This window comes from Enterobacter sp. JMULE2, from assembly GCF_013337145.1.
In the GTDB taxonomy this organism is placed as follows: Bacteria; Pseudomonadota; Gammaproteobacteria; order Enterobacterales; family Enterobacteriaceae; genus Enterobacter; species Enterobacter mori.
In genome coordinates this window covers 1-23,479 of the sequence record NZ_SGWD01000003.1, presented here as the reverse complement: position 1 = coordinate 23,479, position 23,479 = coordinate 1, and the positions used below count along the sequence as shown (strand labels likewise).

General features: G+C 53.5%; 26 protein-coding genes. 8 read left to right on the top strand and 18 right to left on the bottom strand.

All coding sequences use genetic code 11. The features are described 5' to 3' along the window. From EXW94_RS00455 to EXW94_RS00435, 5 genes are all read left to right on the top strand, one after another. On the top strand, positions 1–251 hold a 251-nt coding region (locus EXW94_RS00455; protein WP_254797793.1), incomplete at its 5' end, for a DUF5983 family protein. A gap of 25 nt (positions 252–276) precedes the next feature. Continuing rightward, positions 277–477: a DUF957 domain-containing protein gene (locus EXW94_RS00450; protein WP_174339255.1), complete on the top strand. Its 201-nt coding sequence runs from the start codon at positions 277–279 to the stop codon at positions 475–477. Between the two features lie 66 nt (positions 478–543). After that, complete coding sequence (locus EXW94_RS00445; RefSeq protein ID WP_174339254.1) at positions 544–1,389, top strand: DUF4942 domain-containing protein; 846 nt, start codon at positions 544–546, stop codon at positions 1,387–1,389. Between the two features lie 106 nt (positions 1,390–1,495). Then, complete coding sequence (locus EXW94_RS00440) at positions 1,496–1,777, top strand: CopG family ribbon-helix-helix protein (protein ID WP_174339253.1); 282 nt, start codon at positions 1,496–1,498, stop codon at positions 1,775–1,777. Further along, positions 1,777–2,052: a type II toxin-antitoxin system RelE/ParE family toxin gene (locus EXW94_RS00435; RefSeq protein WP_174339252.1), complete on the top strand. Its 276-nt coding sequence runs from the start codon at positions 1,777–1,779 to the stop codon at positions 2,050–2,052. The genes EXW94_RS00440 and EXW94_RS00435 overlap by 1 nt, the downstream gene beginning before the upstream one ends. A 615-nt stretch (positions 2,053–2,667) precedes the next feature. Here the strand turns inward: EXW94_RS00435 and EXW94_RS00430 are convergent. Further along, positions 2,668–2,988: a FaeA/PapI family transcriptional regulator gene (locus tag EXW94_RS00430; protein ID WP_010427781.1), complete on the bottom strand. Its 321-nt coding sequence runs from the start codon at positions 2,986–2,988 to the stop codon at positions 2,668–2,670. Positions 2,989–3,156: 168 nt separating this feature from the next. On the opposite strand from EXW94_RS00430, the gene EXW94_RS00425 reads away from it, so the two are divergent. Genes EXW94_RS00425 through EXW94_RS00415 form a run of 3 tightly spaced genes read left to right on the top strand, consistent with a single transcriptional unit; the run spans position 3,157 to position 5,569 of the window. Next, complete coding sequence (locus tag EXW94_RS00425) at positions 3,157–3,885, top strand: helix-turn-helix domain-containing protein (RefSeq protein ID WP_108417908.1); 729 nt, start codon at positions 3,157–3,159, stop codon at positions 3,883–3,885. After that, on the top strand, positions 3,878–4,345 hold the full coding sequence (locus tag EXW94_RS00420) for a FidL-like protein (protein WP_174339251.1): 468 nt from the start codon (positions 3,878–3,880) through the stop codon (positions 4,343–4,345). The genes EXW94_RS00425 and EXW94_RS00420 overlap by 8 nt, the downstream gene beginning before the upstream one ends. Positions 4,346–4,396: 51 nt before the next feature. Further along, positions 4,397–5,569 carry an HD domain-containing protein gene (locus tag EXW94_RS00415; RefSeq protein WP_174339250.1) on the top strand — a complete coding sequence of 391 codons (1,173 nt, stop codon included), beginning with the start codon at positions 4,397–4,399 and terminating at the stop codon, positions 5,567–5,569. Positions 5,570–5,605: 36 nt separating this feature from the next. Here the strand turns inward: EXW94_RS00415 and EXW94_RS00410 are convergent, their stop codons facing one another. From EXW94_RS00410 to EXW94_RS00330, 17 genes are all read right to left on the bottom strand, one after another. Then, complete coding sequence (locus tag EXW94_RS00410; protein ID WP_174339249.1) at positions 5,606–6,343, bottom strand: SDR family oxidoreductase; 738 nt, start codon at positions 6,341–6,343, stop codon at positions 5,606–5,608. Position 6,344: 1 nt separating this feature from the next. Beyond that, a complete protein-coding gene (locus EXW94_RS00405; protein WP_108417911.1) occupies positions 6,345–6,596 on the bottom strand; it encodes an acyl carrier protein in 252 nt (83 codons plus the stop codon). After that, complete coding sequence (locus EXW94_RS00400) at positions 6,583–7,386, bottom strand: MaoC/PaaZ C-terminal domain-containing protein (protein ID WP_174339248.1); 804 nt, start codon at positions 7,384–7,386, stop codon at positions 6,583–6,585. The genes EXW94_RS00405 and EXW94_RS00400 overlap by 14 nt, the downstream gene beginning before the upstream one ends. Then, entirely contained in the window at positions 7,383–8,636 is a 1,254-nt protein-coding gene (locus EXW94_RS00395) for a beta-ketoacyl synthase (protein ID WP_174339247.1), read from the bottom strand. Before EXW94_RS00395 ends, EXW94_RS00400 begins: the two co-directional genes overlap by 4 nt. Continuing rightward, complete coding sequence (locus EXW94_RS00390; RefSeq protein ID WP_174339246.1) at positions 8,626–9,996, bottom strand: TolC family protein; 1,371 nt, start codon at positions 9,994–9,996, stop codon at positions 8,626–8,628. The genes EXW94_RS00395 and EXW94_RS00390 overlap by 11 nt, the downstream gene beginning before the upstream one ends. Beyond that, positions 9,993–11,924 carry an ABC transporter permease gene (locus tag EXW94_RS00385; protein WP_174339245.1) on the bottom strand — a complete coding sequence of 644 codons (1,932 nt, stop codon included), beginning with the start codon at positions 11,922–11,924 and terminating at the stop codon, positions 9,993–9,995. The genes EXW94_RS00390 and EXW94_RS00385 overlap by 4 nt, the downstream gene beginning before the upstream one ends. Before the next feature lie 3 nt (positions 11,925–11,927). Further along, on the bottom strand, positions 11,928–13,079 hold the full coding sequence (locus EXW94_RS00380; protein WP_174339244.1) for an efflux RND transporter periplasmic adaptor subunit: 1,152 nt from the start codon (positions 13,077–13,079) through the stop codon (positions 11,928–11,930). Continuing rightward, entirely contained in the window at positions 13,069–15,183 is a 2,115-nt protein-coding gene (locus EXW94_RS00375) for a peptidase domain-containing ABC transporter (RefSeq protein ID WP_174339243.1), read from the bottom strand. Before EXW94_RS00375 ends, EXW94_RS00380 begins: the two co-directional genes overlap by 11 nt. Before the next feature lie 2 nt (positions 15,184–15,185). Further along, entirely contained in the window at positions 15,186–16,142 is a 957-nt protein-coding gene (locus tag EXW94_RS00370; protein ID WP_174339242.1) for an ABC transporter, read from the bottom strand. A gap of 4 nt (positions 16,143–16,146) precedes the next feature. Then, positions 16,147–16,815 (bottom strand): DsbA family protein, encoded by a 669-nt coding sequence (locus EXW94_RS00365; protein WP_174339241.1) that lies wholly within the window; start codon positions 16,813–16,815, stop codon positions 16,147–16,149. A gap of 56 nt (positions 16,816–16,871) precedes the next feature. After that, entirely contained in the window at positions 16,872–17,072 is a 201-nt protein-coding gene (locus EXW94_RS00360; RefSeq protein WP_174339240.1) for a DUF4762 family protein, read from the bottom strand. 89 nt (positions 17,073–17,161) lie between these two features. Beyond that, positions 17,162–17,764, bottom strand: coding sequence for a DNA-binding response regulator (locus EXW94_RS00355; RefSeq protein ID WP_254797791.1), 603 nt, complete (start codon positions 17,762–17,764; stop codon positions 17,162–17,164). A gap of 80 nt (positions 17,765–17,844) precedes the next feature. Continuing rightward, a complete protein-coding gene (locus EXW94_RS00350) occupies positions 17,845–18,393 on the bottom strand; it encodes a fimbrial protein (protein WP_108417921.1) in 549 nt (182 codons plus the stop codon). A 9-nt stretch (positions 18,394–18,402) separates the two neighbouring features. Beyond that, complete coding sequence (locus EXW94_RS00345) at positions 18,403–19,446, bottom strand: fimbrial protein (protein ID WP_108417922.1); 1,044 nt, start codon at positions 19,444–19,446, stop codon at positions 18,403–18,405. Between the two features lie 18 nt (positions 19,447–19,464). Continuing rightward, the gene (locus EXW94_RS00340) at positions 19,465–20,208 is read right to left on the bottom strand and encodes a molecular chaperone (protein WP_249420882.1); all 744 of its coding nucleotides are present in this window, start codon (positions 20,206–20,208) and stop codon (positions 19,465–19,467) included. Positions 20,209–20,250: 42 nt separating this feature from the next. Next, positions 20,251–22,725: a fimbria/pilus outer membrane usher protein gene (locus tag EXW94_RS00335; protein WP_174339238.1), complete on the bottom strand. Its 2,475-nt coding sequence runs from the start codon at positions 22,723–22,725 to the stop codon at positions 20,251–20,253. Positions 22,726–22,945: 220 nt separating this feature from the next. Next, positions 22,946–23,476: a fimbrial protein gene (locus tag EXW94_RS00330; RefSeq protein ID WP_010427801.1), complete on the bottom strand. Its 531-nt coding sequence runs from the start codon at positions 23,474–23,476 to the stop codon at positions 22,946–22,948. Positions 23,477–23,479 lie beyond the last annotated feature (3 nt).

Sequence of the window (23,479 nt, the reverse complement as noted above, 5' to 3'; positions counted from 1 at the left end):
ACACGATTCTGGATCAGGCCTCTGTTCAGCATCACGACGGCAGCAACAGCGACTGGGTACTTTACACCGGCTACGGCTACCTGCTCAGACTCAACGCTCGCTTATTCCCGGTGCTGGAGCTCAAGAGAATGGGGTTATCAAAAGCCTTTCGTCGTTTGGTTGTTACGCTTATGCGCCGTTACGCTGCTGGCATCATTCATCTGGATGCTGCCGGAGAAGTTCTGCCAGGCTTCGCCACATTCGGCTGGTAACCCCCACTTATCACAGGATACTTTCATGCCGCAGTTAACCACCGAAGCCGCTCTCAACATTCTGATTGAGTGGCTGCAGGACAATATCGATTGTGGTACGGGGATCATCTTCGACAACGACGAAGACAACACCGACTCAGCAACGTTGTTGCCCTGGATTGAGCAGGCGCGAAACGACGTACGCGATCTGCGCCATCTCCGGCTTCTGCAGAGCGCCCACTCCTGAACGTGACAGACGCCATAAGCGCCAGCCCTTACCGGCTGGCGTTTTTGTTTATATAAGGAAGACACAATGTCAGACATGATCCACACTGAACCTGAAGTATTAACCGGGCACACCGGTGTGATTTGCTCCACCAGCATCGAACGCATTGTCACCGGGCGTCACGCTGCACTGGCGCAGATTAAAGCGCTCATTCAGCAACTCGACGATATCTCAGCACTGACAGCCAGTATCGGCGGCGGCAGAGCGAATGAGTGGGCAGTACGCCAGTACCGTTACGACTGCTGGCTGATGGAGAAGCCAGAATCAGCGATGAAAGCCATCACCCGCAATCTCGATCGCAGCCTCTGGCGCGACCTGATGCAACGCTCAGGTATGCTGGCGCTCATGGACGCTCAGGCGCGTGACCAGTGGTACAGCAGCCTGGAAAAGGACGATATTCCCGCTATCTGTGAAGAAAATATCCTCAGCACATTTAAACAATTGCACCAGAGCAAAGGCGAGGTGTTTGAGCGCGGGGTGATTAACGTGTTTAAGGGGCTGAGCTGGGATTACAAGTCGAATAACCCCTGTAAGTTTGGCAAAAAGATCATCGTGAACGGACTGGTGAAACACGACATGTGGGGATTCGGGCTCAACTGGGGCTGGCAACGCGATCGGTTAGCAGATCTGGAGCGCATGCTGATGATTCTTGATGGGAAGCCGGTTCCCGACAACCGGGCAGACGTGACCCGTCGGTTAGGCGATCATATCCATGAGAACAGGCACAGCAACCGCTATGAAGATGAGATGTTTGTGATTACGTATTTTCAGAAGGGGACGGCGCACATCGTATTCAGACGAGCGGATCTGACAGAGAAGCTGAACGACATCATTGCCAGACACTATCCGGGCATATTACCGGAACGGAACTAACACAGTACTACGCTGGTTTAGGAAATTAAGGGGGTGTCCTTACCTCAGCATTGCGGGTTACTATTCGATTGGATATGATTTAATTTTAATCACAAGGAGACACTTCATGGGACAATCACCCACACGCGTTATCACTGCACATGTACCTGTTGAAATGGCAGAGAAACTCGACGAACTGGCTGCAAATTATGATCGCTCCCGTGGCTGGCTCGTCAAACAAGCCCTGGCTGCTATTATTGAGCAGGAAGAGAACCGTCATCAAATGATTCTGGAAGGTCTGTCAGATGTGGATGCGGGCAAAGTGGTGGAACAGGCAGATGTTTTAAAATGGGTTAATAGCCTTAACAGCAACACGCCACTTCCCGTACCGCAGTCAGGGCAGAAGTAATGCAGGTTGTATGGTCAGATCATGCGTTGCAGGATTTGGAGAGGCTGCGCGAATTTATTGCCAACGTCAATCCGGAAGCAGCAGCACAGGTGCTTCAATCACTGGTGGTTGCCCCGGTTAATCTGCTGACGCATTCACGTATGGGACCCGCACTGGCAAGGTATGAACCACGCGAAGTGCGTCGTCTGATCGTAGGAAACTATGAAATGCACTATGAACTAAGCGTTAACACGCTCTACATCTTACGTGTTTGGCATACGCGAGAAAATCGGTAAGATAGCCCCCTGCATTAGACTCGCTGTCAAACAGGAATAGCCATAGCGAATCTAACACGGCGCTGATGCCGTTTGTCCACCTCACCTGGCGTTTTCTGTAAGAACAAAGACACCATTTTGGTCCTCAAAAACATTCAAAAGGGACCGAGGGTACAATTGAGGGTACAAAAATAATCAAATTAAAAAATAACAATAAATATCAATTAATTAATAAAATACATCGATTCCGAGTCCGGCACCACTATTTAAAGAACCCAGCCTATGGCTGGGCTTTTGCTTTTCTGCACCTGAAAAAAACATTCGCTTACCTCCCTTAAGATGCCTTCTTTGGTCAAACAGACGGTGCTTCCTCATCACGGCAACCCTGATGCAGAGATGCACGTGCCGCATTTACGAAATGCGGGGCATTCAGTCGTAAAAGCAGCAATATTATTCTGAGTCAAAAAAACATAAAGACATTATGCTTAATACCGGAACATTAAAAATTTTATTGGGAATTTTCTTACCACCCTGCGAGATTATAATTAGTATTTTTCAAAAGTTTTAGACATATCTATTTGACTTCTGCCCCATTGTTGCAAATAAAAATACCCCTTGTTAGAATGCGAACATAATTTATGTCGCTTTCTTTGATAAAAACCACTGATGATGTTTTTGCATTTTATCCCGTATAACCTGGCCATATTTTTCCAGCGGAAGAAGTAAGTGTCTAACTTTATAAATTGAAATACCGCACAGATCGGCAAGCTCCCTGGTGGAAAGACCGCGCGTACTATGATCTTTCAATAAATTGAGAATCAACATTTGTTCCGGCCCTCTGATCGTCGCCAGACCACTTATTCCCATTTCCGCCGCTAACATCTGCAGATTGTCGTGAGGGGCGTTGTAGCCTGGATGTACAGCACCCGGGTTGTATGAACACTGTGAGAGTTTCATTGTCGACTCCTGATTTTTGAAGGCGTTAGCAGTATGAAATCCCTTGAGTCAACCAGCAACATTAGCTTTAGATGAAAGTAAAAACAGGATTTTTATCTGACTTTCATGCTGTTTTATCAAAAACAGTCGGTATGTGAGAGAAAAGTAAGGCTTAGGGAGGAGAGGGAAATGAGGTACGATATTGAGGGATTTATCACTTTTGATACAGAGGATGCATCTCTCCTGAATCTGCTGACCGGAGATTGCGTTGAATTATCCCAGACTTCTACGCGTCTGTTAGCAGAATTACTCAACCACCGCGGCGATATCCTTTCCAGGAGTGAAATTTTCCATTCGGTATTTGATCAATACGGTGCCAGAGCATCAAATAGTAATCTAAATCAATATATCTCTACGTTACGCAGAAACCTGAGCGACCTGGGCGTAGAAAAAGAGATCATTACTACCGTTCCGCGCATTGGTTTCAAGATTGCGGATGACGTCGTCATCCATAACGATCGCGAGTATCGAACCCCTTTTCTGGAAGAAAAAGCCCCCGATCCCACCCGCAACCCACCTTCTCCTTCTTTTTTTGAAAGGATTGCCCGAATAATGACGCTGGGTTTTGTATTAATCCTTTTGTTAATTAGGCCTCATAACGTCGATTCCGGGGAGGATATACATAAAATCGTTGACGACCAATGCATTATCTTTACCTCCCCCGCCCTGACGCTATGGGATGTCAAAAATAGTTTTAATTTTACAACGCAACCGTTCGACTGCTCACAGCCTAAAGAATTGTATCTTTACAAAAAGCAGATAAAAGGAGCGCTGGGGAATATTATACATTTGCTTCTGATTGAGTGTAATAACGGCAACTGCGAAAGTTTTTATTACAGAGAAAAAACCAATGTCTAAGCGCGTCTTTTTCCTGTTCCTCTGCCTCGGCCTCTCCCTGGCGGGGGGGATTTTTTCGTTTACCAGACCCTCTACTTTCTCATGTGAGTCGCAGTTTTCTGTTGTACAAAACATCAATAACGATACTATTCATGCTGAAGGCCTGATTTTTTTCAACATGTCGAACGATAATATATTTATCAATATCGATGGTTTACTTTCTCATAACAATAAAAACCAACTTATATCACGCACGCTAAAGATAAAATATAAACCGTTTAACGCCAGTGCACATTTATATCAAGTTACAAGCGTCCTCACCCTGCGCGATAGTACAGACAATATTGACGACAGTGTCGCCATGAACTTATTGTTTGGCAAAGGGTCTGATGACAAGATAATTTACCTCGATAAATTCAATAATAATACAATACTCTTTGGTAACCACACATTCCCGCAGTATGGTTGCAAGCGAAATTAATTTGTGTGGTTTTCTTTAACGAAGCACAGCGTAAGTTAAATTTTCAATATCATGAATATAAACTTAATAGAATCACTGGCTTGCATTTCAAAAATAATAGACATGATCAACCCCCGACTTAACTTGCATCATGTCAGAACGGCGTATATTGCCTGGCTTCTGGCACGTGAGTCGCAGTTTACGCCTGCGCAATGTCGGAAAACACTGCTGGCAGCCCTGCTTCATGATATCGGAGGACTGAACGAAGAGTCTCGTCTCCAGCCCATGAGCTATTACGATAATGAACTCAATAATCACGCCGCTGTGGGGGCTGAATTACTGGCCAGTGTTCCTTTACTGAATCCATTACATGCAATTGTACGCTATCATCATACCCATTGGAAAAATGGTCGAGGCGCGTGTGTTAATGGCGTAAAAACGCCTAAAGAAAGCCATATCATCTATCTGGCGGATCGTCTGGATGTTTTAATCGCACACTATCGTGCTGGCGATATCATCACGGCAAAAGAAGAAATTATAAAAATCATTGTCAGCGGTGAAAGTGAATTATTTCAACCAGAATATATCAACGCATTTCGAAGGGTCGCAAAAAGCGAACACTTTTGGCTAAGAATAAAATCGACCGCATTTGACGATTATATTAAAGAAGTCCCCCGTATTCATAACGACTTCATCTCTTTACATAACTTCCGTGATATCGCCGGTATGCTGGCGTTTATTATTGATGGCTTCAGTCAACATGGCGTTCAGCATTCTTTGGTGGTTGGGAGAATATCGGGATACCTTGCCAAAGAGATGGGTATTCCTCCTGTGCAGTGTCTGAAAATTGAAATCGGGGGGCTGTTGCATAATCTCCCAACGCTGGCCGTGTGCGCCGCACCGGCACATGCCGATGGGGGTAATACCGTGTGGGATGAACTCTATCCTATCGAAGCAATCCGAGACATTGCCGGGTGGTGTCAGATTCAGAAATCGGTAGATGCAAAATCAGCCTATCCCCCGGAAGTGACGATCATCAAAGCCAGTATCTGGCTGGCCTCCTTACTGCAGGGAGTCACGCTATCGTCGGAATTTAAGGCTCGCGTGGCTGAAACGGCGGAAATCACACCCGAGCTGGCGGGGATCGTGCGGCAACACAGTGCTATTTTATTACAGATATTCCAGGAATCCGTCAAAGAACGACGCGCGCTGGTACAGCGAATTAATCAGCTGAGCTCGTCATGAGCCGCGAGAAGTAGCCCTTCTCGCGGTTGCCTTACCTCAGACTGACAAACCTCCGTCCAGCACCAGCGTTTGCCCCGTGAGATAGCGGCTCCCTTCTCCGACCAGAAAGGCAACCGCGTGCGCAACGTCCTGCGTTTGCCCCAGACGGCGTAAGGGAATATTCTGCCGCATAGCTTTCAGGCGGGCTTCTGGGATAGCCTCCACCATTTCTCCCTCAATGAGTCCAGGTGCCAGACAGTTTACCCGAATACCAAACCGCCCCATCTCCTGAGCCAGCGAACGCGTCAGGCCAATCATTGCCGCCTTACTGGCCGCATAAGCCGTTTGCCCGCTGTTGCCCTTTATTGCCGTGACGGACGACATGAGCACGATGGCTCCGCGGCCCTGCATCATCATGGCGGGCAAGAGAATTCGGTTCCAGTTCACGAGCGCAACCAGGTTGTTCGTCAGCACATCCTGCCAGTCGCGTGCCGTTTGATGAATATGCAGTGCGTCACGGGTCATTCCGGCGTTGTGAATAATCGCCGCGGGTGCGCCAAACTCATCAAGCAGCGACATCGCCAGTCGTTGAACATTCCCCTCGTCGCGACCATCGCAGCGGTAACCTTTAACCCAGGTTGACGTATGCAGTTCGCGCGCCTGCGCCAGCGTGCGGCCAATACCGGCCTCACTGCGGCCGGTAAACACAATGTTCCAGTCTGGCAACAGGTGGCTCACCAAAGCCTGACCAATTCCTCTGCTGCCGCCGGTGATCAACATCCATCTCTTTTCCATCTCAGCCGGCCATTTCCTGTTCGATGTACAGACTCAAATCGCGGAGGGTCATCGGCTGCTTTTTCATAAACATTTCAGCCGTGAGGGTCACATCAAACTCGCGTTTCGCCAGCACCATCAGTTCAACATAATCGAGGCTGTCGAGCTCCAGCTGCGGCAGCGTCGTGTCCGGCGTCAGCGCCTCCAGCGTCATATCTTTCGCATCGGCAATCATTTCACTGATTTTGCTGTAGATGTTTTCATACGGTTTCATTTGCATTTCCTTTTGTCAGCGGGCCGACTTTCAGCGTCACGGCACTGCTAATGTAGTGTTGTTGATAGCGGGTTTGCGCAGCAATTCGCACCACTGCACCCTGTAAAAGATCGCCGACCACCATGGCGGGTAATGTCTCGATCTCAAGAGGTTCTGGTAAAAGCACCGACTGCCAGGGCGCGAGCAGATGGCTGTCGAAAACAACCTCCTGATGGGTTTGCACAACGGGATAGCGGGTGAATAGGGCGTCCAGCGTGCGACCAGCCGGCACCAGCGATGCAATGACGTTCTGATCTAACAGCGCGGTATCCTGAAGAAGATGGCGAAACAGCAGCGCATCAAGAAAATGCCACTGCCGGGCGTCGGGAAGCAGAGGTAAAAAAGTCTGATGCAGCGCGGCAATCGTTGACGCGCCGAGTTCTCGCTGACTTTCTGCTTCTTCCACAGCGAAAAGACTCACCGGCACGATAGTGCATGAGAGGCAGACTTTCTGCGCGGTAAGATCGTGCACGGCGGCTGAAACGGGCTTATTTGAGTCGCGCATCAGAAGATAATCGGTGTCCCGCCACAGCGGTCTGCGCAACCGCACGGTACACTTCAGAAAGGGTGAGCGGCGAACCTCCGGGCTAATGAACCGTTTAACATCCAGCAATGCCCGCATGCCGTGAACGCTGAGCCTGCTTCCGCCCTGCGATTTCACCCACGCCTTATCGAAATGCACCGGATTGTAATCCCCTGAAAATGCAGCCCACAACCGTGCGTCCTGCTGGCTGTAATGCAGCGTCATCATGAATGTTTCTCCAGAATTAACGCCGCGTTTGCGCCACCAAACCCAAAGCTCAGGTTGAGCGTACGGCGGATATTCGCGGTACGATGCCCTTCCACAACATAGTCAAGGTCGCAGCGCTCATCGGCCTGCTGGAAATTGGCCGTTGCGGGAATCATTCCGTGGGCGATGGCCTGCAGGCAGACGATGCTCTCGAACGAGCCTGCGGCTGAAATTAAGTGTCCCGAGTAGGATTTCGTACTGGAAATGGGGATAGACCAGGCCGCATCCCCCAGCGCCATTTTTAGCGACTGCGTTTCGTTGATGTCGTTCAGCGGCGTCGAGGTACCGTGAGCGTTGATATAGTCCAGGTGCCCGGGTTCAAGCTCCGCCTGCCGCAGCACGGAGATGATGGTTTGCACGCGCGCAAGGCAGTCTTCGGCGGGCGAAGTAAAATCCCAGGCGTCAGAGAAATTGGCGTAACCCGTGATTTCACCGAGAATAGTTGCTCCTCGCGCGATCGCCCCCTCGCGCTCCTCCAGACACAGCACCGCCGCACCTTCTGACAGCACGAATCCATTACGGTGCGCGCTGAAAGGACAGCTGGCGCGCCGCGGATCCCGCGCCTCTTTGCTCAACGCCCCTAATACGTCGATATTCCAGATCGCACAGGGACTCGTCAGAGACTCCCCGGCGCCTGCCAGCATCATCTGCGCCCTTCCGGTGCGGATCACCTCGTAGGCTTCGCCAATCGCGATCGTTCCCGTCGCACAGGCCGCCACAACGGTATTCTGAAAGCCGTTAAGCCCCCAGAACTGGCTGCAGGCGGCAGTGGTGACGCTCGGCATCGAATAAAAACAGTTAAAGGGCGAGGCGAAACCCGTTGCCGAAAAATCACGTTGCGCATCGTAACTTTCGTCCAGCCCTCCCCAGCCGGTGCCCATGATCGCTCCGCAGTCTAGCGGGCTGTAGAACTCCTGCGGTGGCTGGTCACCAAAGGCCATCGCCATGGCCTGACGCGCCGCGCCAAACGTGAGCCGGGCAAACCGCGGCAGGCGGCGTCTGACGGCGGCCGGCACCCCGACCAGGCTGGGTTCGTTATCCACCAGCCCAAGAAAATGGGTTTTGATATTCTGCGCCGTGTAATCGACGTAACGATACCCAAGCCGGTAGTTCACGATCGCCTGCCAGCTCTCATCAGCCGTGACGCCAAGGGGTGTAACGGTGCCATAACCGGTTACAACAACCCGCTTATCTCCATGTTTAAGCTTCATCTTTCATTATCCTGTATTGCGTGTCGCCCCCTTGCGCCAGCCAGAGCTGCAGCGTGGCGTAGAGGTAGTCGTATTGGATTTGCGCGAGAGCGTTCTCTGTGGTCAACAGTTCGTCCTGCGCGTCGAGCAGCGTCTGGAAATCCACCGCGCCTGCGCGATAACGGTTTTCCGTGAGGGACAATCGCCGCTGGCTCAGGGCCTGCGACTGAAGTAGCCTGGCGCGTTGCTCATCTGCGCTTAGCCGGTTTTCCATGGCCTCATCCACTTCAGCGAGTGCGGCATAGGCGGTAGAACGGAAAGCGACCGCAGCCAGTTTTGTTGCTAAATCCGCCTGCTCAACGGTGAGCTGGCGGGTATTCCACTGGATAAACGGCAAGGCCAGCGCGGCGCCTGTTGTGAGGATTGGGTCGCGGAACCACTGACTGAAAACCTGGCTTCCGGCATTCAGAGACGCATCAAGAGAAAGCGCGGGGTAAAACTGCAGGCGAGCCGCGTCATAACCCGCAAGCGCAGCGCGCAGGCGCGACTCAGCAGCCTGAATGTCAGGCCGCTGAGCGATCGCCCGCAGCGGCGTTGTGCGCGAGATGGGCACCTGCTGATGGACATCCAGCGCGATCGATTCATCCGCATGTTGCTCGGCTGGTCTGTTGAGCAACAGCGCTAACGCATTGCGTGTGTTCTGGCGCTGCTGAACTAAGGTTCTGAGCTGATTTTTCCGCTCCAGCAGCGCTTGCTGTGCTTGCAGAACATCAAGCTGCCCTACTTTTCCGGCGTTAAACCACGACGCCACCTGCTGCACGGTCTGTTCCGAGATCGTCAGGCCGTCACGCTGGTTGCGGATCTGCTGGTTATACAGGGCGATGCGCCAGTAAAGCTGGGCCGTGGTGCCAATAGTAGAAAGGACGGTCGCATGGTAATCCTGCTCGCTCGCCCTGGCCTGCCATTCACTCTGCTCACGGGTACGCGCCAGTTTCCCCCACAGATCCAACTCCCAGGCGATAGCAATACCGCCGCTGTAGCTCTCCTGTGCAGGTGTCCCCTGACGCACCGTTTTACTGTTGCTGACGGAACCGCTCGCCCTGACGTCGGGGGTCACGTTGGTGCGGGTTAGCCCTGCCGCAACGCGTGCCTGCTGCAGCGTGATGGCTGCCGCCGCGAGATCGTTATTGCTTTCCAGTACCTGTTCGATTACCCGAGACAGGCGGGGATCGTTAAAACGCCAGCCGTTTTCCGTTTCCTTCTCCGTCATCGTGGGCCACCCTGTCGGTAATGACAGCACTGGGCGCTGGTAGTCGCTGCGGGTCATCGCGCTACACCCCGCCAGAAGTAGCAGCGCGGCTAAAAAGAGGTGTCTTGTCATTCGCGAGCCAGCGCCTCTGTGGGGTTAAGGCGTGCGGCACTGCGCGCCGGGAAATAACCAAACGCCAGGCCAATCGCAGCGGAAAAGCCGCAGGCCATCAGCACCGGGAAGACGGTAAACACCATTGAAAATGCATCCGTGACGAAGGCAAAAAATTGCCCCACCAGCCAGGCACCTAGCACCCCAACCAGGCCGCCGAGCGCGCAGATCATCACTGCTTCGATGAGAAACTGATTCATGATGTCCGCGGGACGCGCCCCTACCGATAATCGAATGCCGATTTCATGCGTCCGCTCCGTCACTGACACCAGCATGATGTTCATCACCCCCACGCCGCCCACCAGCAGCGAGATGGCCGCGATCGCGGTAATCAGAAGCGACATAGAGTCAGAGGTTTTTTGCATGGCATTCGCCAGCCGGTCATCGGTCTGAATAAAGAAATCTTTCCGCCCATGCTCCCGCAGCAGGTGACGCTCCACGCGCTCCGCGGCCTCCTGTGGCTCCAGCGGCGGCTGGAAACGGAGAACCAGCGACTCCAGCGGTATTTGCCCCGTCAGTCGCTGCTGCAACGCGGTATGAGGCACCCACGCAGCCATGAATCCCCCCACCACTTTCGGCCCCGGGCGGGTGGCGACACCGATCACCCGCCACGGCGCACCGGTAATCTGCACAAGCTCACCAAGCGGATTTTCCCCACCGGGGAACAGCGTATCCCGCCCGGTTTCATCAAGAATGATGACCGGTTCGCCATCCGCAACATCACGTGCCGTAAAGCCCGTGCCCTGAACAAAGCGCAGTCCCTGCAGGGAGAAGAAGTCTTGCGAAACACCGGACAGCATCATTGAGGAATCGAAGCCTTTGCGCACCGCAAGCGCCGTGCTGCTGACGATCGGCGAGACGCCCATCACCCACGGCAGCGTCTGCAAACTGCGCACGTCTTCCATCGACAGCGCATGCTCCATGTCCGGACGCGCATTGCCCCATCCGGTTCCCGGGCGTATCTCAAGCGTCGTATTTCCCAACTTGCCAATCTCATCCATGATTGACCGCCGCGCGCCTTCCCCTACTGCCATAGATGACACCACCGATGCGATGCCAATGATGATCCCCAGCATGGAGAGAAACGCGCGCAGCCGGTGCCCAGCCAGTGCACGCCAGGCCATACGAACAGATTCGCGAAGGCGCCGCGCCAGTGACGCCCGCCCGTTATCCTGCTCCGGCAGCGGTTTTGAGGGACACGCCTCGGCGTGCTGAACATCGCTGATGATTCGCCCGTCGCCGATCTCAATAATGCGCTGCGCCTGTCGGGCGACGTCGCGATCGTGGGTAACGATAATGACCGTGTGCCCATCCGCATGCAGCTGATGCAACACGCCCATCAGCGCCTTACCGCTGGTGCTGTCCAGGGCTCCGGTAGGTTCGTCTGCCAGGATAACGTGCGCGCCGTTTATCAGTGCCCGACAAATGCTCACGCGCTGCTGTTGTCCGCCAGAAAGCTCCGCTGGACGGTGCCGTAGCCGGTTTTCAAGTCCGAGCTGAAAGGCCAATCTTCGCACGCGCGCCGTGCGCTCCCGTTCCGACATCGCGGTGTACAGCGCGGGAATGGCAATGTTTTCTTCTGCGGTCAGATACGGCATCAGGTGATAGCGCTGGAAAATGAACCCCAAATAACGACTGCGCAGATCGGCAAGGTAGAGGTTATCCGCGCTATGCACCGGCGTGCCATTGATCAGTACCTCTCCGGAAGAGGGCCTGTCCAGGCAGCCGATGATGTTCATCAGCGTGGACTTACCCGAGCCGGACGCCCCCACAATCGCCACCATTTCGCCGCGATGAAAGGTCAGTGAAATATCACTCAGCACTGCCAGCGTTTGCGTGCCCGCGTTAAATGTTCGGCAGACCTGCCGTAGAACGATAATCGGCTCCATCCGTTATCCTCGCTCCACGTCTTGTGTCAGCACCACCTGGTCGCCCGCCTGCAGCCCTTCAAGCACTTCGGCGTATTGACGGTCGTTAATGCCGATGCGGATCGTACGGGACTGCGTATTCCCGTCTTCAACGGTGGTAATGGTGTATCGATCGCCATCCATCGCCTGGCCCAGCGCGGCAACCGGAACGCGCAGAACTTTACTGGCCCTGGCGATCTGAATAAAGACCTGTGCCGTCATTGACGTTTTGAGTTCACGACCGGCGTTAGGCACCTCGAACGTGCCGGTGTAGTAGACCGCCGCGGCCTGCGGGTTCCCGCCCATCCCTCTCTCGCCGGATGCCTCGATCGCGTCCTGCGGCGCAGGCTGCACATAGCCCATGGTGCTGGTGTAACGTTTATCCGGATTGGCAATGACATAGAAACTGAGCGGCTGGCCGGGATGAATTTTTTGGACATCCGCCTCAGAGATACGCGTTTGTACCTGCATCGTATCGAGATCCGCCAGCACCAGGATGGTCGGCGCCGTTTGCGACGAAACGATAGTCTGTCCTTCACGGGTCACAACACCCAATACCTCGCCGTCAACCGGCGCGACAATGCGCGTATAGCTGAGGTTGGCCTGCGCCGTTTTCACCGCCATTTCAGCCTGTGCGATCTGCGCCTCGCTCACCTCAATCTGCTGTACCTGCACCGCGTATTGCGATCTGGCCTGCTCAAACTCGCTGCGCACGCCTGAGCCGTCGCGCTGCATCATGCGCTGACGATCCAGCTCCTGGCGGTAGCGCAGCAACGTTGCTTGCGCAGAGAGCTTTTGCGCTCGGGCGCTGGCGAGCTGTGCCTTTGTATTCCTGAGTTCCGACTCCTGCAGCGTCGGGTCGATTTCCGCCAGCAGTTGTCCTTTTTTCACCCGCTCTCCCTGGCGAACATACAATTTACGCAACTGCCCGTTGACCTGAGCACCGACGTTAACCTGTACCGCTGGCTTCAGGATCCCCGTCACCAGCACCACCTTTTCGATGTCGCCGGTGCCGATAGTCTCCACGGCCAGGCGCGCATGCGGTGAGGGCGAGTCCATCACCACCCAAAACCCCGCCATCGCGGCGGCAAGCGCCAGACCGCAGCCCAGCATGACCCAGCGGGAATCAAGCTTCATTGCCACCCTCCCGCAGGCTGAGCCTGCCGCCAGCCAGGCGGTAAACCTGCTGAAAGCCCGATAAAACCTGCTCGCTGTGCGTGACAACAATCAATGATTTTCCAGCCCTTCGGCAGTGCGCGTGGACCGTTGCCATGACGATTGCCGAGGTCTCGTCGTCAAGATTGGCCGTCGGCTCATCAAGGAGCAAAACAGGGCGTGAGCTGTACAGCGCGCGGGCCAGCAACAGCCGTTGACGCTGGCCGAGAGACAGCGCCGCGTGGCTCTCGCGGATCAGGGCATCCAGCCCCCCTGGCAATGCACGCACCACGTCACCCAGCGCGAGAGCATCAAGCAGAGCCTCAACCCGTCCGCGGTCGCGTTCCCGGTAGTACGCGTCGAATAAGGTGATGTTTTCACGCACCGAGGCGTTAAAGAGAATGTCCTCCTGGCTTTGCAGGCAGACATACTGCGCCAGCTGTGCGGCAGGCAGCGCGTTCCCGCCTGCATAACATCCTCCCGCCTGTGGGGAGAACAGCCCGGCTATCAACCGGAGTAAGGTGCTTTTACCGGCCCCCGACTCCCCCACAATTGCAATCTGCTCCCCTGGCCGGAGCGATAATGAGACGGATGCGAGGACGGGCATGGCGGGATCGTACCCGTAGCCCAGCGCGTTAAAGTCCAAATCAGGCGCCGCATCAGCTGGCGGTATTGTTGTTAGCGGCGCGCGCGCACCGTCTTCCCGTGGCGCAAAAAGGGCATGCGCGCGGGTGTCGATCACGTGCAGCTGCGTTTTCTGAATGATGGCGTAGAAGATCCGCGTGACGTAGGAGGTAAAGATTTGCCGCAGGAAGCTGTAGGCAAAAAAATCGCCCAGTGAGATCAGCTTGCCGTGAACCATCGGCAGCACCACCAGCATAAACGCCACCATCTCCAGGCTGCCGCTCAGCTGATACAGACCCTCTTTTACCTGTTGATAGACCTTCTGGCGCTGTAAGCATGCAAACAGTTCGCGGCTTAAGGCGGCAAACTGCCCCTGACGCTGCCCTTCCAGCCCGGCGGTTTTGACGGTCAAGATGCCCTGAATGGTCTCCATAAAAAAATCATTCAGCGCGGCGCTTTTCAGCTGCAGCTGCTGGGTAAACCAGCGGTCGCGGATAACGGCCCAGACGCTGATGATCCCCATCACCGTCACGCCGATGGCGGAGATCGCCGCCAGGACCGGGGCGATCCAGAACATGATCGCCAGCGCGATCGCACCTATCACCCAATCGGAACGCAGACCATTATCCAGCTCGATCTTCTGCAGCAGGCCCATCTGCCAGGCGGTAAAGCGGCTGAAGATCTCCCCTGGGGCCCGTTTTTCAAAAAAACGTAGTGGGTTTTGAAGCAGACGAGAAAATCCGACGCCGCTGTGGATCAGCACAAACCGTTTGATGTAGCGTTCGCTGATCGCCCGAACGCCCAGAGCCATCAGCGACGAGACCACAAACGCCAGGATAAACCAACCGTACGGGAAGCCGCTGTTCTCCACGCTGGAGAAGGCCTGGTTGATGGCGCTACTGACCATCGTGGGCATCAGAAACAGCGTTAACGACACCAGGAAGGTCAACAGCATCAGCCGATAAATACCCGGCTCGCCCGCCGTCTCCTGCATGCTCATCACCCCTGGCATGGACTGTACCGTTGTCGGCAGCGCCAGCTCGGGATCGGCGGCCAGCACCTGGTCGGGTTCCACAATCAGGGCATAACCGCTGATCTCCTGCTTAAGCGCGGCAAAGGGCAGCCACTGCTCGCCAATCGCCGGGTTCATTACACAGACGTGGTTACCTTTACGCCAGGCCAGCAGGACATAGTGGCTCGCACCGTAGTGCAAAATGGCCGGCAGCGGCAGTTCACTTAGCTCATGGTGCTCAAACAGCACGGGCGTCGTCGCAATGCCCAACCGCGCAAGGATGGCCATCAGCGTGTCCAGCGAAGTACCGTGATCGGAGGCTGGAAAAATGCCGCGCAGCGTCTCGAGCGAGATCGTCTGCCCCTGCGTTTGCGCCAGCATCGCTACGCACGCCAGCCCGCACTCGTTGGTCTCTTCCTGAAAGATCAGATTCGGGATCGTGGTTTTCATTTTTATAGTGAGTGATTAATAAAGTAGAGAGAATGGCTGTGCCAGAGGAGCCACTCCTGCGGGTGCTTTCGCAGGGTAGATTCAATGATGTCGGGCAGCACGCTGGCGACATTCTGACTGCTCACCGGCGGATGAATGTGGATGCGCAGGCCGTTGTCATAGCTGAGGTGATAAAACACGACCTGTGCGGCAATCGCGCCGGAAAGACGCACCAGACCGCTATGCAACTTTGCGCTACGACCAAATAAACGACATGGCAGCTTCGCCACCCGCGCCCCTTCTGCCTGCGAGGTATAGTCGGGCGAGATATCAGGAAAAATAATCATGTTCTGCTGCCCGACGGCGACATCGGTGATGAGCTCCATCAGGCCGCTGGCCAGCGTTTTGTTCTCCTGATGAATTGAACAGTAGGCGAGTGCAACACCCCCAAGCGCACGGACGGGGGCGCTGTAAAGCTCAGCGCTGGAAGAAACCACCACGCTCGCTTTACCCGGCGTGACGCTGGCACCAATGATGGCAGCCAGCACGTCAGACACCGTATGGAGCGGTGCCAGGATATAGGGCGCGTTTTGCTGGTGCAGCGGTGCGACCACCGCATCGAGATCCGCGGCGCAAGCACGAATTTGCTGAAGCAGCACCGTGTTTTGCCCCCAGGTGGCGGCCTCTTCCAGCAGGCGTCGCCGGACTGCCATCCAGGCCACGTCCAGCCGGGACGTTTGCCCGGTCAGGCAACGATAGTTTTCATTAGCCACCGCGTTTTGTAAGCGAAACGCGCGTCCGAGAAGCCGCGATGCGCAGAGTCCCTTCGCTACCACCAGCGTCACGGGGAGAGGCACGTATCGCATTATTTTTCGCAATAGAAAAATACCGCACTGAGAAAGCGTTCGCTGAATGACTTCAATTTTTCCCGCGCTATTTTTGACACTAAACACGCTCCAGACAATCAATAATCTGATCACAGAATTATTTATCCTCTTTGAGCAGTTCCAGCATGCGCTGCGCAAACGCCGGGAATTCGCGGTCCTGCGCGACAACATAGCGTTGATTAATAATAAACATCGGCGTGGCGTTAATATCGTAGTAATCGGCAATAGCCGCCATTTCGCTGAGACGTTCCTTAACCTTTTTACTTTTCCTCAATGTCGTAAACTTGACGACATCAATATTATTTTTCGCTAACCAACCGTTCAGTTTTTTCTCATCCGTCAGATCGACGTTTCGCGTGATAATGGCGTTATACGCACTGTCGCGAACATCCCTTTCTATTCCCATCGCTTCCAGCGTGGCAAAGATCGGCGCATAGGCGGCAAGGCCATTATCCTCACCTGCAATATGAATAGAGGTAAATGTGGTGTCCGGCGGTAGTTTACGGGTAAGTTCTGCAAGGTTCTCTTCGTTTGCCGCACAATAATGGCAACCGTAAGACATGACCTCGATAATACTGTGCTCTTTTTTTATCGGACTTTTCGCAAGCTTTTCGGCGCTGACCTCTCGAAAAGCCTGCGTCGCGGAATCATCTTTGGCAAAGGAATTAAAAACAAAAATATGATAGAAAAGCACCGTAATCGAAACGGAAATAATAATCAGAAAGATCGAATAACCGATCGCTGTTTTGCGCGTTAATGGGTTCACTCTCGTTTTCTCACAGTAGAAAAGCCTGGGGCAGCACACCCCAGGCAGTGCCGATTTTAATAGCGGTTAGGGATACCACCACATTTGCTCGGATCAGCATCTCTCATGCTGGTCGTGCAGCCATGCTTATCCGTACAGGTTGTGATCTGCTTACAGGAGGTGACGCCACCAACGGTGACGTTCTGATACGTGATTTCACAGGTCTTGCAGGTTCCCCCTACAACGCCAGCGGCTTCAAACACTGTCAGTTTTTTCATTTCCGTTTTCCTTACTTCGAGTTAATGACGTGCAACAATTTGCACCGTTAAATCGGTAATGCGTTCTACCGAAAGGTTGGCTCACGGATTCAGGGCATAATGCCTCTAAATGCGGAGAATAAAGCGATATTGCTTCTGATATTCAGCCTCTTCATTAAGTGGCGCTTGATATAGCTCAAGCGACGGATATCGACATTTACTTCGTCTGATATTTGCGATAATGATTTCCCCTTAAATAACTCTTCCATCAACCACCACTCACTCCCTGAAATAGTGGGATCTCTGCTCCGGTCGTAAATTTTTTTTTGCGTATAGCTGACCAGCGATGCGCTAAAGCAACATCCCTGACGTTTTTCATCCAACAGACGCTGAAAAAACGGCATAATGCTCTCAATATTTTCATTTTTAAGCAGCCAATGCGCGGTGGGCAAAAGCGAATACAGTGCAAAAAAAAGAGGCATATTGTGTTTACTCAATAGCATAATCAGGCTTTTATTTTCATGCTGATAAAATTCTTTCATTAATTGCAGCGTATGGAGCCGCTCTTGCGGCAGGCTATCTAAATCACAGAGGATCCACATGCAACCCTCGTCGTTAACCTGACGCTGTAGTTGAGCAAGCAGCTGATCGTAGTCATCCGTTAAGGAATATAAAACGTCCGCCTGTTCAGCAAGTAAGCTGGTAATAACCATTTTAATTCCTTGCGAATAAAAAATATTTTTATCGTAAAGAAAAAACTGATACCTCATGCTGCAGTTCCCTGTTAGCGCCGCTACTGATAGTTCAATGTATAATTTGCGGTGGCGGTAAAAGGCCCTGTCGTTAACGTTCCGTTTGCAATGGCATCGGGTTCCGCTTCAACAAAGGCCTGGAAGCTTAGCCGTAACAGGGTGTCGTTGATGAGGGTGGGACGCGTGGCGACATTCAAACGCACGGGCGTATCATCCTCCTCCAGCAATCCTATCCCCACCCCGCCCGCATTGCCTGGGGCAGTGGCGTTAATAGCCAGCCGGTCCGCCATGTTGCCGTTGGCGATGCCGCTGAACGTCACCGTCACCGCGTTAAAGACATTCGGATTACAGTCCTGCAAGGTAATAGTGAACGGAACCGGTGTTGTTTTTCCGTTTAGATACAATGACTTTGTTGATACCTCACCGAAATCGACCAGCACCCGCGCCGATTCTGGCGCAATACTGCAGGGGTAAGCCATTACGACACCTTTAAAGCTAAGATCGCCACCAATCAACTCCCCTCGCGCCCAGGCGGGTGTCGCAGAAAATGCCGTCAAAAAACAGGCGAGGATAATTATCATGAGATGCATATTCCCTCCTTACTGGAATTCAGCCACAACCGTCGCCGATGCATGGAATTCACCTTCAGGGATAACCGAGGTGGCATTTTTGGCCACCGGCGCGGCGATCAGGTTCCAGTCACCCTCGTTGTGGGAAAATCCCGGCACGTTATAGAACGTGTTTGGCACCACGGGATTACCCTTGCTGTCACGCAAAGCGATGCCCAGCTCAGACCGGTCGGCGGTTCCCTGGGTACTCAGGTATTTACCGTCAGTGAATGCCGGATTAGCCTGCTGGACCCCCAGCTTGATATTCAGCTCTCCCTGAGAAAAACTGCCGCCCTGGCATTTCACGTGAATCGGTACGTTTTGACTGTAATTGATGCCATCCAGCCTGCTGCCCGTTCCCGGAATGTTGCCGAAGTCGACGACGATAGGCGTCCCCTGATTAACGATGCATTTATCCGGTACGGTGATGACGCCGGAAGCGATGGTAACGCGCGACAGTGGCGTTTGCCCCATGGCACCCGGCCCCAGTCGACCATAAAGCGTTGCGATTTCGGAACCCTGTAAGTTCACCCCGTTGATAATGGGTTTGGTGATCATGAAGGTCACTTTTCCCTTCGCGCCGGAGGCAAACTGATTGTCCAGTATGGTGCTGGGGGGGTTGCAGTAGTTCTGATTGACGTTGTTGGAGACGTTATCGAACGGTACGGTTTTGTACTGCTGTAAATTACCGCCGATGTAGATCTCGATTTTAACGTCCATGTAGTCATTGAGCTTGAGATAACCCGCCGTCATTCCTGATTGGGTTAACGTCGCCTGTGACATGTAATATACCGGCTGGCTTATCATCGGCTGTGCGCAGTACGCACGGCCCTGAAACATCCCAGCCAGGTCAAATTCGTCGATAACAACGGCACCGACCTGGTTGCTGGTAATGTCATGATTGCTAATGTTAATCAGGTATTCATAGGTACCATTTACCGCCTTAATTTCACCGTCCACCACGGACCACGCCGCCCCGGAAAATCCGAGCGTGCACAACGCCAGAAGGGCTGCATAAGGAAAAGGGTTTTGCATTGTCAGGCTCCTTCCTGATTAGCCCTGCTGGGCGGGGGGTAACGCCTTGCAGGTAGTGCCTTCACACCGGAATTTCAGCTCCGGATGCCCGCCATAATCATTCACAAACTTCATCGAAAACTGGCTAACGCCTGCATCCGTCACCTCAAACTTCTGGCTCGATTTAGGCGCAACCATGATCCCCGGGAAACGGGTAATTTTCTGCCCATCGGCCCTGGTCAAGCTGAGGATGGTCACGTAGTAAGGCGTGGGATTCTGCACGGTCATCTCGCTGCCGCTTTTGTGGAATACCAGGCGATCCTGCCAAACTTCCCCCTTTGTCTTCGGGATCACCGCTTCAGGGCGATAGAACAACTTGATGCGTGACTGCATTGCCAGCTGCAGCGTGTTGGGTTTTTCCGGCTTTGGTGGAATTTCCCTGACGTTGAGGTAGAACAGACTCTCTCTGTCCGTCGGCAGTTTGTCGATGCCCGCCGTTTTAGTGACGCGCGCTATCCCTTTCTGCCCCCCATTAATTCGCTGCAACGGCGGGAGCACAATCAGCGGCGAGGCGATCTTATTGCCCTTTTCATCCTCTACCCACGACTGGGCCAGGAACGGAATATCCGGACTGGTATTAGACAGATTGGCGCTGGACGAAGACTCTTTCTCCGTAATGATGATGCGCGTCCGATCCAGAGAGACGCCCGCCTGCGCGTAGCCGTTCAACAGGCTCAGCGCACACGCCGCCATAAGATATCTGCTATGTCTGTTCTTGCTCATTTTTAGCCTTTAATTACAGTGAGATAACGCTTTACACAGGGATTAACGGCACGGCAGAAGCGTGTCCGAACGTCCGTTGTTCACGCCGGGCGGGATGGTCACTTTGCACTGCTGTTTGCCCGCCCACATGACATTCAGAGTTTCATTGGCGTTTATGCCCGCAAGCCATGCCTTGCCGTCCTCCAGCACCATGGCGACGCTTACGCCATCGGTGTTGTAAATTTCCGCCCCGAAAGGTGGGACGCTGTTATCTGCGAGGCGTAACGTGCCCATCATCTTCATCCCCTTCGCCATCCCAAAAGCCTGATAGCCGATGGCCCCTTCCGTCAGGGTACTGGTACTGATGGCTTTTGCCGGTTCGATATCACCATCCATGGCATCGACGTCTACGCGGGTGTCAAAGCTGTTGTAGCTCACTACATCCGGTACAACGGCAATACCGAAGCGGTTAGTCCGGGACTTTTCGCCATTGAGAGGGACGCCGCCAATACCGTTGGTATCGACCATGACGCGTGCCGTGTTCATCGTTGCGCCGCTGTTATGCATCGCCGCGCCGTGCCGGGTCGCCGTGAAACCGCCGCGCAGGGTGGTACTTAACGCCATAAACTCATTTTGCTGGTAGCTGGCGTTGGTATTAATTTCCGCCAATTGCGAACGGTGCAGGTAATAGCCGTCCACGCTGGCGTTGCTGTTCTGACTGGCACCCGCGCGAACGCGCCACAGATTGTTGAAATCGCTGTTGTCGGTGTATGACGCCATCGGGCTGGTTTTACCGTTGTTGGTCTGGACGTCCAGCCCTGCCCATTTGTTATCCCCAATCGGCACAGATAATGAGAGGGAGATGGAGTCGTCCTTTTGCCCTTTATAGTCAGTACGGTAAGCGGAAAGATTGGCGGTGATACCGTTGATATCACCGATGCGGAAGACACGCCCCACGGACAGGCCGTATCGATCCTGGCTGCGTTGATTCCAGTAGTTTTGGTGGGTCCAGGTAAGAAAAACGGTTGTCGCTTTACCCGCTTCACCGGCCCAAAAGGTTTTACTCCCGGTGATGGTATAGAGCTGTTTTTCGCGCCCGACACGGTCATAACCCTGATAACGCTCATCAAGGTATTGCGCCATTGTGCGGAAGTCTTCCTGCGAGAAGCGGTATCCCGCGAACGTAATTGAGCTGTTGTATTCGTCGAAGGTTTTCGCATAGCTCAGCTTGTATGAGGTGCCTTTCAGACGTTTCCCGTCAGGCTCACGGCTCCACGACTCAGTGGCATCAATGGAGATGGCTCCTAACGCGTTAAGATCGCGACCAATCCCCAGAGAGGTTGCGGTGTAGGCTTCACCCGACGACTGCAGGCCACCGTACAACGACCATGCATTACTGATCCCCCAGGAGAAATCGCCAGACAGGAACGTTGGCCCCTTCAGTGAGTGGTTATAGCGAGACGGCGTGCCGCCCGACAGGTTGTAACGGACATAGCCCGGACGCGTGAGATATGGAATGTTGGCGGTGTTCACCTGGAACATCGAGATTGAGCCATCCTGCTCCTCAACGCGCACGTCGAGCGTACCGCGCACCGAACTGCGCAAATCCTGAATATTGAACGGTCCGGCGGGGACGGTGGTTTCATAGATGACGCGCCCGCTCTGACTGACGGTCACTTTGGCATTCGAACGGGCAATACCGTGGATTTCAGGCGCATAGCCCTGTAGTGCCGGAGGAAGCATCCGCTCATCGCTGGCGAGGTTAATCCCGGTAAATCGCAGCGTATCAAAAACCTGCGAGTTCAGGTAAATCTCACCCAGCGTCAGTTTTGCCGCCATCATCGGCAATGGCCGGTAGGCGTAGATTTGGTTCCAGTCGAAATTGGATTGATGGGTCTGGCTGTAGTAGCTTGTCTGATATTCACCGCGCATACGCCAGCCGCCGATGTTGGCTCCCGCCTGGCCGTAGCCTGATATCGCGCTGTAGTTTTCATTGTCGCTGAACTGACGCGTCAGCTGTCCGTTAATGCTGTAGTCAAAAATCAGACCGGCGATACCTTCATCCCAACGTTCAGGCGGCGTCCAGTCAAGGTCGTTATACTTCATCCATGCCTGGGGCACGGTGATATCAAGCACACCGGCATAGTTACTTAATTTCGCCCCCGACAGACGCTGCAGGGAATAGCAGTTTTCATAGATTTGAGCGACTTGTGTACGTGCGTCTTCTTTCAGCGCCAGTTTGTCCAGCAGGTCGCCGCTGATACACGGCAGCGTACGATTGCCGTCAGGCGATTCCACATAACGGATTTTCTCCTGGCCTATCGACTGGCCGTTAATGCGGATATCCAGCAGATAATCACCAGGTGTGACATAGTTATCTGTCGCAAAGCGTGACAGATCGATACGGGTACGATCCGAAGCATCCAGAACATCAGTATTAAACTCAACTCGCTCCTCCGCGCGCGCCGTTGCCGCATAGCAGCAATTCATCACCAGGAGAGCAATTATTGTTAGATTAGTATTTAATTTTACTGACATGATCCCCGTCCCGAACAAATCCATTAAAAGCGCTCTGCGTTCCACTGCGTTATAATTATTTTGTGGGTGTCGACAATTTAAAAACGTGTACGAACGCCGTAACGCCTTCCGCTTTAATAGTTACGTCACGACAGCGAAATAAATCGGCATTAAGAACACGTTTTTATTTTCGTTCTTTAATAGTGCGGGAAATTTTCCCGCACTGACTCCGCTCTGCGGATTACTGATAAGCAATCTCGAAGTTAACCGTTGACTGGAAGGAACCCGCCGTCACACTCGCGCTTGCGCTTTCTGCTTTCACATATGCCACGAACGGAATGGTGTTGGTGCCATCAACCAGTTGAACAGGGGTGGTTGCGTTACCCCAGACAACGTCCTGACTGGCGCTGTCACGCAGACCAATACCCGCACCAGACGCAGTACCAGATGTGAAGGCTGCCAGAGACGCATCCGTTGGGTTTACGCTGGTTGGGGAGTAAGTCACTTCAGCAGTTTGAGCAACAGTGGTGTCACAGTGCTGCAGTTCGATGTTCTGATGTACGTTTCCGGCGCGCGCACCATTAGCCAGCGCAGAAACAGGAATCTGGCCAAAATCAACGCTTACCGGGCTGGAGCCTGGCGCCAGACCACATGCGGTATTCACCAGTTCACCCTGGAATTCAATTTGGCCATTCGTCGTATCAGCGAATGCAGACATTGAACCCAGAGCAGCGGTCAAAGCGACAGCCATAGCAACTTTATTCAGTTTCATAAA

Excerpts from the sequence above, each read along its gene's own strand:
- EXW94_RS00395 (WP_174339247.1), bottom strand. The coding sequence starts at position 8,636 with ATGAAGCTTAAACATGGAGATAAGCGGGTTGTTGTAACCGGTTATGGC.
- EXW94_RS00335 (WP_174339238.1), bottom strand. The coding sequence starts at position 22,725 with ATGTCAGTAAAATTAAATACTAATCTAACAATAATTGCTCTCCTGGTG.
- EXW94_RS00410 (WP_174339249.1), bottom strand. The coding sequence starts at position 6,343 with ATGGAAAAGAGATGGATGTTGATCACCGGCGGCAGCAGAGGAATTGGT.
- EXW94_RS00380 (WP_174339244.1), bottom strand. The coding sequence starts at position 13,079 with ATGAAGCTTGATTCCCGCTGGGTCATGCTGGGCTGCGGTCTGGCGCTT.
- EXW94_RS00405 (WP_108417911.1), bottom strand. The coding sequence starts at position 6,596 with ATGAAACCGTATGAAAACATCTACAGCAAAATCAGTGAAATGATTGCC.
- EXW94_RS00430 (WP_010427781.1), bottom strand. The coding sequence starts at position 2,988 with ATGAAACTCTCACAGTGTTCATACAACCCGGGTGCTGTACATCCAGGC.
- EXW94_RS00385 (WP_174339245.1), bottom strand. The coding sequence starts at position 11,924 with ATGGAGCCGATTATCGTTCTACGGCAGGTCTGCCGAACATTTAACGCG.
- EXW94_RS00450 (WP_174339255.1), top strand. The coding sequence starts at position 277 with ATGCCGCAGTTAACCACCGAAGCCGCTCTCAACATTCTGATTGAGTGG.
- EXW94_RS00390 (WP_174339246.1), bottom strand. The coding sequence starts at position 9,996 with ATGACAAGACACCTCTTTTTAGCCGCGCTGCTACTTCTGGCGGGGTGT.
- EXW94_RS00355 (WP_254797791.1), bottom strand. The coding sequence starts at position 17,764 with ATGGTTATTACCAGCTTACTTGCTGAACAGGCGGACGTTTTATATTCC.
- EXW94_RS00340 (WP_249420882.1), bottom strand. The coding sequence starts at position 20,208 with ATGAGCAAGAACAGACATAGCAGATATCTTATGGCGGCGTGTGCGCTG.
- EXW94_RS00445 (WP_174339254.1), top strand. The coding sequence starts at position 544 with ATGTCAGACATGATCCACACTGAACCTGAAGTATTAACCGGGCACACC.
- EXW94_RS00330 (WP_010427801.1), bottom strand. The coding sequence starts at position 23,476 with ATGAAACTGAATAAAGTTGCTATGGCTGTCGCTTTGACCGCTGCTCTG.
- EXW94_RS00415 (WP_174339250.1), top strand. The coding sequence starts at position 4,397 with ATGAATATAAACTTAATAGAATCACTGGCTTGCATTTCAAAAATAATA.
- EXW94_RS00440 (WP_174339253.1), top strand. The coding sequence starts at position 1,496 with ATGGGACAATCACCCACACGCGTTATCACTGCACATGTACCTGTTGAA.
- EXW94_RS00345 (WP_108417922.1), bottom strand. The coding sequence starts at position 19,446 with ATGCAAAACCCTTTTCCTTATGCAGCCCTTCTGGCGTTGTGCACGCTC.
- EXW94_RS00375 (WP_174339243.1), bottom strand. The coding sequence starts at position 15,183 with ATGAAAACCACGATCCCGAATCTGATCTTTCAGGAAGAGACCAACGAG.
- EXW94_RS00350 (WP_108417921.1), bottom strand. The coding sequence starts at position 18,393 with ATGCATCTCATGATAATTATCCTCGCCTGTTTTTTGACGGCATTTTCT.
- EXW94_RS00420 (WP_174339251.1), top strand. The coding sequence starts at position 3,878 with ATGTCTAAGCGCGTCTTTTTCCTGTTCCTCTGCCTCGGCCTCTCCCTG.
- EXW94_RS00400 (WP_174339248.1), bottom strand. The coding sequence starts at position 7,386 with ATGATGACGCTGCATTACAGCCAGCAGGACGCACGGTTGTGGGCTGCA.
- EXW94_RS00360 (WP_174339240.1), bottom strand. The coding sequence starts at position 17,072 with ATGAAAAAACTGACAGTGTTTGAAGCCGCTGGCGTTGTAGGGGGAACC.
- EXW94_RS00425 (WP_108417908.1), top strand. The coding sequence starts at position 3,157 with ATGAGGTACGATATTGAGGGATTTATCACTTTTGATACAGAGGATGCA.
- EXW94_RS00435 (WP_174339252.1), top strand. The coding sequence starts at position 1,777 with ATGCAGGTTGTATGGTCAGATCATGCGTTGCAGGATTTGGAGAGGCTG.